Genomic DNA, 12,215 nt, shown 5'->3' with positions numbered 1-12,215 from the left:
ATAAGACCTTATTTTAAGGTTGAGTTCAATATCTGGTTTCGTATTGCAACTCTTTTACCGGTATACTAGGGGTATGTCACGTAAACGCTTTGATGATCTCGACTGTTCTCTGGCCTGTGCCCTGAATGAAGTGGGGGACTGGTGGTCCCTGCTGATAATTAAGCAGGCGATGCTGGGTACTCGCCGTTTTGTAGATTTCCAAAGAAACCTGGGAATTGCCAAAAATATCCTTGTGGATCGGTTATCACGTCTGGTGGATAACGAGGTGCTGGTACGCTTTGATGCGGGTGAACACGGCACTCGCTACGAGTACCGTTTAACGGAAAAAGGTCGGGACCTGTTTACGGTGGTAATCGCCCTACGCCAGTGGAATCTGCGCTGGAACGGCAATAAAGATGGGATGCATCTGGTCGATAAAAACAGTGGTGAGCCTATCTCCGAAGTTGCTGTGCAAAATGCCCAGGGACAAAAACTCAGTATTCGCGATGTATTATTTGTGGATGAAAATGGCCAGCCCCTAGAGCAGGCTGGCTAGCTGGCTTTTTGAGGAGCTCTATCAATCCTGGCTCTTGGATAGCAGTCTGATTATGTCCAGAGCCCTGCCCGGCTCCCAACGCATAACAGAGACAACGCCGTGCATGGCCAGTAGGCGCTGGTCTATTTCCCCTTTCTCCTGCAGCTTGTGTAATTTCTCTGTGGCCTCGGTAAAGCCGCGCTGCTCATAAGTGAGTAGTAATTTGACGGTCTGCTCCGCCGGAGTGATTTGGCGTGGAACAGGGGTATACCCCATCGCGCTTACCATACTCTCAGCTGCCAGCCAAGTGGACCAGGGGTTTTGCCCGGTAATAAGCTGGCCATCCACGCTGACTTGTTCCAGGTAAGTGGGCCCAGCCTGAAAAAACGCGCCTTGCTCACGTAAGCGATCCTCAAGCAGGAATGGAAATCGTTGCTCGGCGTCAGGGATAAGAAAAAGCTCCTCTTCGTTAGTAAAAGCACTGATCTGCCGATCGGCGATTAAGGGCTTGCCATTATCCAGGGTGACATTGGCAAGGGCTGCTGGCCCGTGGCATACCGCTCCGATAATTTTGCCGCTGTTATAGATTTCCCGCACCAGGGACTGGATATGGGGATTGTCGGGGAAATCGAACATGGTGCCTTTACCGCCGACAAAAAATACTGCCTGATAATCCTCTGCTGATACCTGATCGATAGGAATACTGTGATTGACCTTTTGTTGTGCCTCCGGGTCATTGAGAAAGGCATAGTCGAAAGGCCCCAGATCATCTTTATCGATCACCGCAGGCGGTTTGCCGCCTTTGGGACTGGCAATATCGACAATAAATCCGTTGGCTGAGAAGATGTAATAGGGGCGTGCCAGTTCAGTTAATTCATAACCAGTTGCCTTGCCATTATCTCCCATCGTTTCAGTACTGGTGACAACAGCTAAGATTTTTCCTCGGCTTTCCCTGGGTAATTGTTGTAAATACGGCAGGTCACTTACTGTCGTAGTGGAAAAGTCCTGCTCTTGGGGTGGAATTAGGCCCTTAATCCAAATAATAAAACCAAAAAATACGGACAAAGTCAGAGCCAGGGAAATAACAATTTTCTTCAACATATTAATCTCCAAAATTGCAGTAGCAGACGGAAAATCTTCTAGTGAGTTCGTAGGAGAATAAGGGATGGAAGGTGAAATTCAGGTGAGATTGCAATTGCTATTTAGGAAGAAAGAAAAAGCTGCGCTTGAGATCTTATAAGGTATGGATACTGATTCACTGTGCATCTCGAGCGCATACGGTAAAAATTTGAATCTTAGAACGCTACTGTGTAAAAGATAGAGAGCACTGATAAATATTTTTTTTACATTGGATAGAGATGGTCCAATTCAAGGCTTCACAGATTCTCTTGGCCAGGAAAAGGCCTTGACCAATGCCGTCACTGCCTTCCCTTTTTTGGCCGGGTAAAAGGGAGGTTTTAAGATCTAATTGGTTGTCTGTGGCGTTCTCAAAAAAGAGTGTGTCCCCCTTATAGGTAATAACCAATTCAGGGCTGGTAGCGTGCTGTAATGCATTGCTGACCAAGTTGTCGAAGAGCAGACTTACCAGGTGTCGATTGGCCAGGACTCTGACTTTGTGCCCTAACTTTAAATCAACATTAAAATGCTTTTGTACAATTAACTGGTGTTGAGCTAAAAGACGTTCCTCTAGTAAAGCGCACAATGGGATATCTTCCGACTGTAGAGACTCAGAGCGGGCGAGGGCTAATAGTGTCTTAACGGTTTTTTCCATACCGGTAACAGTTTCTAATAGCTCATTTTTCTCAGCTAAAGTCATTTCCCGATTTTGACTGAGAGCCAGTGTGCTTTTCAGAATGGTTAGCCCGGTGCGCAACTCATGGCTTGTATCCCGGGTAAACTCAGTTTCCCTGCGCAAAGTTAGCTTGAGCTGGTTAAGTGTGTCTTGCAATGTACTTGCGAGATAACCGATTTCATCTTGTTCATTGTTATAGGGCAGGGAAATTTGAGAATCGCAGTTTCTCTGCTGCTGAACTGCTTTAGCAAGGGTTACTACAGGCGCGATGGTTTTACGGGAAATACGATAAGCACAGTAGAGGGCTAAGAGTAGGGTCAAGATACAGGCGCTGGCAAAGAGCCAGAGAAGCTTTGAAGATTGTCGGGTAACAGTGAGCAATTCACTGACTTCAGCTACGAGAACGGCGGAATGGTTGTCCGGAAAATGTACTCTGCGTAAATGGAAGTGATGTTCAGTATCACTAAACCACTCAGCCTTTTCTGCATAGCTTGGTAGGGCAGTGCGCAGTTCGGCCGGTATTATTTTGCTTTCAGTGTATAGCGTTAAATAGGGTAGGCGTGGCTCTGGGGTCGTATTAGTCAGTCTTGCCTGCTGTTCGAGGTAGCGGACTTCTCCGGCCAATAAGTTATCGAGTAAATGATCTTCAACTACATAGGCCACCATCATACAAATGGCAAAAAACACCAAGCATAGCAGCAGGGTAAAACTGCCAAAAATAGCGAAGACCTTCCTCTGTAAATTACTGGTTTCGCGCATTGGGAGTTTCCAACTGATAACCGAGATTGGTGATGGTTTTTAACATAGGGGCCTGGAAAGGCTTATCCAGTGTTTGGCGAAGACTATAAATGTGGGATTTTAAGGCGTCTGTTTCTGGGGGTTCATCACCCCAAATATGGTGGATTATTGCCGAGCGGCTTACTGGTGCTGGCGACGCCTGGGCGAGCATAGTGAGAATGCGAAAACCGATAGTTGTCAGGGGCAGAGGTTGTTTATCCCGGTAGGCCGTTTGCTGGCGCTGGTTTATCTGTAAATCCCCGACCTTAATTTCTTCACTGGTATGCAGCTGGTGTCTACGTGCCAGGGCGCGGCATCTCAGTATCAGTTCCCTTGGTTCGAAGGGCTTACATAAGTAGTCATCGGCACCGATACCAAATCCGCGTTCTTTATCTGCGAGAGCATCTCGGGCAGTTAACATCAGGATTGGCATGTTAACTGGCGCTTGTGCCTTGATCTTTTCGCAGACCTCCAAGCCGTCCATATCCGGCAGGCCCAGGTCGAGAATGATCAGGTCGAAGATTTGTTCCAGGGCCAGCTGTAAGCCCTGGCGACCCCGGTGGGCATAATCTATCTGCCAGTCCTCAGCATGTAGGAATTCGGCAAGCTGGCGGGCGATAGTGGGGTTATCTTCAATCAACAATATCTTCAGTGAGCGCACCGGCAAATCTCTTGTGGCAGAGGAAGTTACAAAACATTCTGACAGAGTGCCGGTGAAATTGAAGTGAAGCCCCGTTGTTGGACTGTTTTAGATATTGGTTGGACCGCTCTAGATATTGAGGTTGCGGCCGCCGTCAACGGCAATAACCTGGCCGTTGATATAGGGGGCGTCACAGATCAGGAAGCGCACGGTTTTGGCGATATCGCTGGGGTCACCGGTTCGGGCCAAAGGAATGCGCTGGGTGATTTGTGCTTTCTTGGCTTCGTTAGTTGCCTCTTGCTCCGGCCAAAGAATGGCACCGGGGGCGACTGCATTGACCCGCACCTGGGGCGATAGCTCCAGAGCGAGGCTTTTTGTCAGCATTACCAGTCCAGCCTTGGCGGCGCAGTAAATAGTATGCTTGGGCATCGGGCGCTCGGCGTGAATATCCGCCATATTAACAACGCAACCCTGTTGTTGGCAGAGTGTTTCTTTCAGGGCCTGAGTGAGAAAGAAGGGGGCTTTGAGGTTGCTGCCTACCAGCCGATCCCAGTCCTCCTCGGTTGCACTTCCCACAGGTGTGGGGTGAAATGCTGAGGCATTGTTGACCAGAACATCAATACCGCCCCAGGCCTCTTGTGCACGTTGGGCCAGATTGGAACAGGCTTCGGCGCTATTCAACTCACTGTGCAACGCTATGGCAGAGTTGGGGCGACGTTGGTTCAGCTCGTTTGCCAGGACCTTGGCAGCATCAGCCGAGTTGCGATAGTGAATAATAACTCTGTGATCTCTATGCAGCTCTTCAGCAATAGCACGGCCCAGGCGTGCGGCGGCACCGGTAATCAACACATTACGCAATGTAGTTATCCTTTACTTTGGCGATTGCCTTGATGCGCTCCCGGTCCAGTGCTTGCCCGAGTTTCGCACCCTGGTAGCCCTGTTTAATCAACCCCTCGGCAGTTACTGCTGCTGCCCCATCTCGAGCGGCGCGCAAAAATTCCACCTGTGGATAATCTCGATTCTCCAGCCCCTCACGACCTCGGGCATCTGCCTCACAGGCGCGAAGAAAGTTTTCAAATCGCTCGGGACGTCGCAAGGCATCCAGACTGCGGATCATTTTCATAATGGTCTGTGGGCGTAATTCGAAGGCTCTGTGGCAGTGCAGGTGATATTCGCAGACCCCGACAGCTAGTGCAGTCAGATCTTTTGGGGTACGCCAGCGCTCACAGACGGCCTTTACAAGAGGTACGCCTGCGGCCTCGTGGCCGTGGTGGCTGGGAAGAATTTCCTCGGGAGTCAGTCCTTTGCCCAGGTCGTGTAGCAGTACTGCAAAACGTAAGGGGAGCTCTGCCGGTGCGGCGCGCAGGGCTAGTAGTACGTGTTCTCCAGTGTCCACTTCGGGGTGGTGTTTGGGCGGCTGGGGAACACCAAACAAACTTTCTAACTCTGGTAAAAGTACTGATAGGGCGCCGCAGTCTCGCAGTACTCGAATAAAAATATCGGGGTCTGGCTCGGTAAGCGCCCGGCTTACCTCTTTCCAGACTCTCTCGGCCACCAGATATTCCACTTCACCCGCTTCTACCATCTGGCGCATGAGTATCATGGTTTCAGGGGCAACGCTAAAGCCAAGGTGGTGGTAGCGGGCGGCAAAGCGGGCCACTCGCAGAACTCTTAGCGGGTCTTCGGCAAAAGCAGGGGAAACATGGCGCAAAAGCCGTGCTTCCAGATCTTTCTGCCCGCCGTAGAGGTCAATTAGCTTGCCGTCGCTGTCTTCTGCAATGGCATTAATAGTGAGATCTCGCCGCAGTAGATCCTCTTCCAGGGTGATATTGGCATCGGCGTTAACGGTAAAACCGCCATAGCCGTGTCCGCTTTTTCTTTCGGTGCGAGCGAGCGCGTATTCTTCACCGGTCTCAGGGTGTAGGAATACTGGAAAATCTTTGCCGACTGGACTGTATCCGAGGTCCTGCATTCTATCTGCATCTGCCCCAACCACTACCCAGTCGCGCTCGGTGACTGGGCGATTCAAAAGTCTGTCGCGCACTGCGCCGCCAACAAGGTAGATCTTCAAAGCATTTGCTCCAGAGCTGGAGGGACCAGTGATCTGTTAGGTGATTGTACTGCCATAAGTCCATTTGTTCCGGCGTTGTTCCAGGTTTGTCTGCTGGACGGAGGATGAGCGGTGGGAGTGTAAGAAGCTTCGGCAAGATAAAAAAAAGGCCCCGAAAAAACAAGGGGGCCCAGGGTCTTAGGGTATTCGCTTAGCAAACATTTCTTTGCCAACTGTGGGGGCTCTGACTTAACGGCCACGCCACTGGAAAGGATCCCGTGACAAGTCCCAAGTCACGAATCTAGTGTCATTCTAAGAAACCTGTCTTACCTGTCAACTATATCTATTAGTATTTTTTGAGGGGGTTGTTCCGCTGTTCGTTAATAAGTTACATGGACCGAATTTCGGGCTGGGTTTGCAGCATTAAACAGCATAATTTATAGGGGCGGTTCAGCTGGGCAGGATAATTTCACGTGTAACTCTGTGGGGCAGAGGATACCTTCGGGAAGTTGACTGTTCTTCTTTTTAATCGCAGTTGTTGGGGAGAATAAAGATGAGCGAATTACATGTGCTAACCACCGGGGAAGCAGCCAGGTACTGCGGTGTTAACTTCCGAACGGTGATTCGCTGGATTGAGCGTGGCCAGCTCAAGGCATACAAACTTCCAGGGCGTGGTGACCACCGTATCTGTGTTGAGGATTTCGTGGGCTTCCTGCGGGACAACTCAATGCCAGTTCCGAACGACCTGGCAGTTCCCAGTCGAAAAGTGCTTTTGTTAACGACTGATCCTGAGCTGACTTCAGGTGGACGCCAGGCACTTCAGCAGATGGGGTGTGAAGTTGAAGTAGCTAGTGATAGTTTTTCCGCCGGTATCTTGATGGCGAGTGCCAAGCCGGCGTTGTTAGTGGTTGACACTGGGTTGCTTGGGGAGAGTGGGTTTCAGGTGCTGGACTACCTCAGATCCCGCAGTGAGTATTCAAATTTGAGCATTCTGGTTGTGCCTTCTGATGACGATGGCGAGAAAGCCCGTTGGCTGGATGCTGGAGCTGATGCTCTTTTAACTCACCGTTCTGAGCACGGTGAACTTTCTGCAAAGGCCAAGCTTTTGTTGGAAGCTGATGCCTAAGTAGCGCGATTCGCTAGTGGGTATTATTTCCCCATTCTGTGCGGGGCTGGTATTTCAACAGTTCCCGCGCTGAAACCTAAATGGGTTTTGGTATTAACATAGACTCTTCTTCACCCTCCGGTCGGTCCCGACCTTGCTCCGGGCAGTGACAACTGGCCGTTATTTGATCCCCGTTCAAACTATTCAGGTGAACATCGAAGCCCCATAGCCGGTGAAGATGCCTTAATACCTCTGCTGTATCTTTACCAAGAGGGCGACGGCGGTGCTGTGTGTGGTGCAGGGTCAGTGAACGGTCACCACGGGTATCTACTGAATATACCTGGATGTTCGGTTCCCGATTGCCCAGGTTGTACTGTCCCGCAAGGTTCTCTCTTAACTGGCGATAACCGCTCTCATCGTGAATTGCGCTGACAATGATATCGTTCTCTTTATCGTTGTCGCTGATACAAAATAGTTTCATGTCTCGCATAACCTTGGGAGACAGGAATTGTAAAATAAAACTTTCATCTTTGAAGTCGCGCATGGCGAATTGAAGGGTTTCACGCCAATTACTTCCAGCAATGTCTGGGAACCAGCGGCGATCCTCTTCAGTGGGGCTTTCACAGATACGCCGTAAGTCAGTAAAAATACTGAAGCCTAGGGTATAGGGATTGATACCGCTGTAGTGAGGGCTGTCAAAAGAGGGTTGGTAGATAACATTGGTGTGGCTTTGAAGAAACTCCATCATAAAGCCTTCAGTCACCCGCCCGCGCTTGTACAGCTCGGTTAAGAGAGTGTAATGCCAGAAGGTAGCCCAGCCCTCATTCATTACTTGGGTTTGCCGCTGTGGATAAAAATATTGGGCCAGCTTACGTACAATACGCACTAGCTCCCGTTGCCAGTTTTCCAGGAGAGGGGCATTTTTCTCAACAAAGTACAGGATATTCTCCTGAGGCTCTTCGGGGAAACGTTTCTCCTTTGCCTCCTCTATACCGTCACCGAGTTTTGGGATGGTCCTCCATAAATCATTGAGCTGCCTCTGGCGGTATTCTTCTCGCTCTTGCTGTTGGCGTTCTTCTTCAATAGCCGAGATTGGGTAAGGGCGTTTATAGCGATCTACACCGTAGTTCATTAGGGCATGACAGGAGTCGAGAATGGCCTCGACTTCATCAAGCCCGTAGCGCTCTTCACAGCGGGAAATATAATTTTTGGCAAAGATCAGATAGTCAATAATACTGCTGGCATCTGTCCAGGAGCGAAACAGGTAATTCCCTTTAAAGAAAGAATTGTGCCCATAGGAGGCGTGAGCAATCACCAAAGCCTGCATTGTCATGGTATTTTCTTCCATGAGGTAAGCGATGCAGGGATTAGAATTAATGACTATTTCATAAGCCAGCCCCATCAATCCGCGCTGGTAATTATTTTCCACGCTGATAAATTGCTTGCCAAAAGACCAGTGGTGATAACCCACTGGCATTCCTACCGAGGAGTAGGCATCCATCATCTGCTCTGAGCAGATAACTTCAATCTGATTTGGGTAGGTATCTAACCCAAACTCTTCTGCCAGTGCGCCGATGGCGCGATCATATTCCTGAATTAATTCAAAAGTCCATTCTGAGCTTGTTGATATGGGCTGACGCGACTCAGATTCAGATGCTTCAGCGCCACTGGCAAATTTGTCGAGCATCAGGCAGTCACCTTTTGGCGGAACAGTTGTCGGAACACCGGATAAATATCCTGTACATCGACAATCTGCTCCATAGCAAAGTGATCGGGGAATAAAGTGCGGACACTTTCATACTCTTCCCACAGGGCCTGGTGATCTCTGGGAGTAATTTCCACATAAGAGTAATACTGCACATGGGGCATAATATCGTCGATAAGGATTCGGTGGCAGGTACTGGAGTCGTCGTTCCAGTTATCACCATCTGAGGCCTGGGCTCCATAGATATTCCATTCGCTGGCGGGGTAGCGATCTCTTATAATACGTCGCATTAATTTGAGCGCGCTTGAGACAATGGTGCCGCCAGTTTCCCGTGAATAGAAAAACTCCTCTTCATCAACTTCTTTAGCGCTAGTGTGGTGTCGAATAAATACGACTTCTGTATATTCATAACTGCGCTGTAGGAACAAATATAAAAGTAAGAAGAAGCGTTTGGCCATATCCTTTGTGGCTTGGTTCATCGAGCCGGATACATCCATCAGGCAAAACATCACCGCCCTAGATCGAGGTTTTGGTTGTCGAATCAGCAGGTTATATTTCAGGTCGAAATCATCGAGAAAAGGGACTCGATTGATACGGCTGCGAAGTTCGGCGATTTGGTTTTTAAGAGCCTCAATTTTGCGCTGATCTCGCAGAGCAGTATCTTTGTTTTCTTCCTGGGATAGGTCTTCCTCTAAATTGCGCAGGTTTCTTCGCTTATTACTGGTCAAGGCGATGCGTCTTGCATGGGCAGCCCTGAGTGAGCGGATCACATTGAGACGACCTGGAGTTCCTTCATTACTAATTCCGGCACGTACTATTTGAAAAGACTCATTGCCGGCCAGGCGTTGCTTGATCATATTGGGCAGCTGGAGCCCCTCAAACATAAAGTCCAGAAACTCTTCCTGTGATATCTGGAAGACAAATTCATCAACCCCTTCCCCACTATCACTGGCACCACCACCATTTCCATCACCGCCTCGCTGACCTTGACGAGGGATACGATCACCAGCAGTAAATTGCTTGTTTCCGGGTAAAACTCGCTCTACGTGCCCACCGCTACCGTGAGAAAATAAGGGTTCGCTGATATCCCGAGTAGGGATACTGATTTGCTCTCCCTTATCCATGTCCATAATAGAGCGGCTATTCATGGCGTCGCCGACAGCTTTCTTAATGTGAGCCTTATAGCGCCTTAAGAATCGCTGCCGATTAACGGTACTCTTTTTCTTTCCATTCAAGCGGCGGTCGATGATATAGCTCATATTTCTGCCTTTGTTCTGAATAAAGCTCACAGGCATCCATCGCCATAAATCTATTCAGAATATTTCCTGCTGAATCCACCAAACACAATTATTGGTATCTTCACTATAGCGAGCCATTGAGAGTTCCGATGAGATGCTGTGAAATCGTTCAAGTGCTCACTAAAAGTTAATGATCTAATCAGTATCCGGGTTTGGCTTCCTCGTGTTTTTCCAGTGACCTTAATGAAGGAAAACCTTACTATTGAGATTTTCTCACGCGTAGATACCATTCGGATAACAATCTAACCTGCTTCTCGGTATAGCCGCGTTCAACCATACGCGCAACGAAGTCTGCATGCTTGCGTTTATCATCTGCTGACGCCTTGGTATTAAAGGATATAACTGGCAGAAGATCTTCCGTATTGGAGAACATTTTTTTCTCGATAACGGCACGTAATTTTTCGTAAGATCTCCAGTCGGGATTTTTTCCCTGATTGTTAGCCCTGGCGCGGAGTACAAAATTGACTATTTCATTGCGGAAATCTTTCGGATTGGAAATTCCTGCAGGTTTTTCTGTTTTTTCAAGCTCTTCATTAAGGGCGCCGCGATCCAGTATTTCACCGGTTTCTGGGTCGCGATACTCCTGGTCCTGTATCCAAAAATCAGCGTAAGTGACATAGCGATCAAACAAGTTTTGGCCGTATTCAGCGTAGGATTCCAGGTAAGCTGTTTGGATTTCCTTACCGATAAATTCTACGTATCTTGGAGCTAAATATTCCTTGATAAACCCGAGGTAAGTCTCTTGCACTTCTGGTGGAAATTGCTCCTGCTCTATTTGCTGTTCCAGAACATAGAGTAGGTGGACTGGATTTGCCGCCACCTCAGTAGCATCGAAATTGAAAACTTTTGAGAGGATCTTAAAGGAGAAACGGGTGGATAGTCCGTTCATGCCTTCATCTACCCCTGCATTATCTCTGTATTCCTGAATGGTTTTTGCTTTGGGGTCGGTATCCTTTAGGTTTTCACCGTCATAGATACGCATCTTTGAATAAAGGCTGGAGTTCTCAGGGTTTTTAACTCTCGACAATACAGAGAATTGCGCCAACATCCGCAGGGTGTCTGGTGCACAGGGCGCTTTTGACAAGGAGCTATTTTCTAGCAGTTTCTGATAGATTCGTATTTCTTCCTGCACTCTTACACAGTAGGGTACCTTGACGATATAAATACGATCCAGGAAAGCCTCATTGTTGCGATTATTGCGGAAGGATTGCCATTCTGATTCATTGGAATGAGCGAGGATTGTACCGTTGAACGGAATTGACCCCAATCCCTCTGTACTGTTGTAATTTCCTTCTTGTGTTGCAGTTAGTAGGGGGTGAAGCACCTTGATAGGCGCTTTGAACATCTCGACAAACTCCATCAGTCCCTGGTTGGCCCTACATAAACTACCAGAAAAACTATAGGCATCAGGGTCATTCTGGGGGAAATCCTCAAGCTTACGAATGTCGATCTTGCCAACCAGTGATGAAATATCCTGGTTATTTTCATCACCGGGCTCTGTTTTTGAGATGGCAACTTGATCGAGAATAGATGGACGAATTTTTACGACACGGAATTTACTGATGTCCCCTTTAAATTCATGCAATCGCTTAACAGACCAGGGAGACATAATAGTGTTTACGTATCGACGTGCAATTCCGTAGTCCTCTTCAAGGATGCGGCCATCCTCAGTAGGAGAGAAAAGGCTCAAGGGAGATTCAAATACTGGCGATCCCTTAATTGCATAGATGGGCACCTGCTCCATCAAGGCTTTTAACCGCTCTGCAAGGGATGACTTTCCGCCACCAACAGGACCTAGCAAGTACAGGATTTGCTTCTTCTCTTCCAGACCCTGTGCGGCATGTCGGAAGAAAGAGACAATTTGCTCTATGGCTTCCTCCATACCATAGAATTCACTGAAGGCCTTGTATCGCTTAATAACCTTATTACAGAAAATACGTGACAGGCGCGGGTCCCGTGAGGTGTCTACCAGTTCGGCCTCGCCAATGGCCATCAGCATCCTCTCAGCTGGTGACGCATAGGCACTGCGGTCTGTCTTACACAGCTCCAGGTATTCCTGAATACTGAGTTCCTCGTCCTGGATAGATTCGTATCTTTCCAAGTAGTGATTGAAAATTGTCATGGTGTCTACCTCCCTGTAGCCTACTGGAATTAGCTCAGTTTCCTGCTTTGGTTAGGATGTCGTACGCCCTTGGCTTCTCTTGCCCAAATGGGACGAGCGATGCATGAGCTGTAAAGTCCAGATCGTGTTTGGGATACGCTTGGCGTGAAGCACTATCGTTATTGCCGTTGTGAACCTTGTTCTTTGCTGGAGTAAGTGTTGAATGCTCTCCA

The 12,215-nt window shown here is 48.6% G+C and carries 10 protein-coding genes; 2 read left to right on the top strand and 8 right to left on the bottom strand.

What is annotated here, in order from left to right; translation table 11 throughout:
• Positions 1 to 73: 73 nt before the first annotated feature.
• Positions 74 to 535, top strand: coding sequence for a winged helix-turn-helix transcriptional regulator (locus ACJJIR_RS19565; RefSeq protein WP_282934464.1), 462 nt, complete (start codon positions 74 to 76; stop codon positions 533 to 535).
• Positions 536 to 556: 21 nt separating this feature from the next.
• Here ACJJIR_RS19565 and ACJJIR_RS19560 read toward each other — a convergent pair whose 3' ends face one another.
• The 5 genes from ACJJIR_RS19560 to ACJJIR_RS19540 form a co-directional block, all read right to left on the bottom strand.
• Positions 557 to 1,615 (bottom strand): type 1 glutamine amidotransferase domain-containing protein, encoded by a 1,059-nt coding sequence (locus ACJJIR_RS19560; protein ID WP_444906523.1) that lies wholly within the window; start codon positions 1,613 to 1,615, stop codon positions 557 to 559.
• A 202-nt stretch (positions 1,616 to 1,817) separates the two neighbouring features.
• The gene (locus ACJJIR_RS19555; protein ID WP_444906521.1) at positions 1,818 to 3,065 is read right to left on the bottom strand and encodes a sensor histidine kinase; all 1,248 of its coding nucleotides are present in this window, start codon (positions 3,063 to 3,065) and stop codon (positions 1,818 to 1,820) included.
• A complete protein-coding gene (locus tag ACJJIR_RS19550) occupies positions 3,049 to 3,744 on the bottom strand; it encodes a response regulator transcription factor (RefSeq protein WP_444906520.1) in 696 nt (231 codons plus the stop codon). The genes ACJJIR_RS19555 and ACJJIR_RS19550 overlap by 17 nt, the downstream gene beginning before the upstream one ends.
• Positions 3,745 to 3,852: 108 nt before the next feature.
• Positions 3,853 to 4,572, bottom strand: a complete 720-nt coding sequence (locus ACJJIR_RS19545; protein WP_444908437.1) for a pteridine reductase — start codon at positions 4,570 to 4,572, stop codon at positions 3,853 to 3,855.
• 1 nt (position 4,573) lies between these two features.
• A complete protein-coding gene (locus ACJJIR_RS19540) occupies positions 4,574 to 5,794 on the bottom strand; it encodes a multifunctional CCA addition/repair protein (RefSeq protein WP_444906519.1) in 1,221 nt (406 codons plus the stop codon).
• 532 nt (positions 5,795 to 6,326) lie between these two features.
• Here ACJJIR_RS19540 and ACJJIR_RS19535 point away from each other — a divergent pair.
• Positions 6,327 to 6,899, top strand: a complete 573-nt coding sequence (locus ACJJIR_RS19535; protein WP_413664235.1) for a helix-turn-helix domain-containing protein — start codon at positions 6,327 to 6,329, stop codon at positions 6,897 to 6,899.
• 76 nt (positions 6,900 to 6,975) lie between these two features.
• On the opposite strand, the gene ACJJIR_RS19530 is transcribed toward ACJJIR_RS19535, so the two are convergent.
• From ACJJIR_RS19530 to ACJJIR_RS19520, 3 genes are all read right to left on the bottom strand, one after another.
• Positions 6,976 to 8,565, bottom strand: coding sequence for a SpoVR family protein (locus ACJJIR_RS19530; protein WP_444906518.1), 1,590 nt, complete (start codon positions 8,563 to 8,565; stop codon positions 6,976 to 6,978).
• Positions 8,565 to 9,842 (bottom strand): YeaH/YhbH family protein, encoded by a 1,278-nt coding sequence (locus tag ACJJIR_RS19525; RefSeq protein WP_413664237.1) that lies wholly within the window; start codon positions 9,840 to 9,842, stop codon positions 8,565 to 8,567. Before ACJJIR_RS19525 ends, ACJJIR_RS19530 begins: the two co-directional genes overlap by 1 nt.
• A gap of 238 nt (positions 9,843 to 10,080) precedes the next feature.
• Positions 10,081 to 12,003, bottom strand: a complete 1,923-nt coding sequence (locus ACJJIR_RS19520; protein WP_413664238.1) for a PrkA family serine protein kinase — start codon at positions 12,001 to 12,003, stop codon at positions 10,081 to 10,083.
• Positions 12,004 to 12,215: the final 212 nt, after the last annotated feature.

The sequence above is a fragment of the Microbulbifer maximicatervae (SeqCode) genome, from assembly GCF_052467385.1.
The sequence above is the reverse complement of the archived record's forward strand: the minus strand, read 5'-3'. Positions and strand labels throughout refer to the sequence as shown.

Excerpts from the sequence above, each read along its gene's own strand:
- ACJJIR_RS19520 (WP_413664238.1), bottom strand. The coding sequence starts at position 12,003 with ATGACAATTTTCAATCACTACTTGGAAAGATACGAATCTATCCAGGAC.
- ACJJIR_RS19560 (WP_444906523.1), bottom strand. The coding sequence starts at position 1,615 with ATGTTGAAGAAAATTGTTATTTCCCTGGCTCTGACTTTGTCCGTATTT.
- ACJJIR_RS19525 (WP_413664237.1), bottom strand. The coding sequence starts at position 9,842 with ATGAGCTATATCATCGACCGCCGCTTGAATGGAAAGAAAAAGAGTACC.
- ACJJIR_RS19565 (WP_282934464.1), top strand. The coding sequence starts at position 74 with ATGTCACGTAAACGCTTTGATGATCTCGACTGTTCTCTGGCCTGTGCC.
- ACJJIR_RS19535 (WP_413664235.1), top strand. The coding sequence starts at position 6,327 with ATGAGCGAATTACATGTGCTAACCACCGGGGAAGCAGCCAGGTACTGC.
- ACJJIR_RS19555 (WP_444906521.1), bottom strand. The coding sequence starts at position 3,065 with ATGCGCGAAACCAGTAATTTACAGAGGAAGGTCTTCGCTATTTTTGGC.
- ACJJIR_RS19530 (WP_444906518.1), bottom strand. The coding sequence starts at position 8,565 with ATGCTCGACAAATTTGCCAGTGGCGCTGAAGCATCTGAATCTGAGTCG.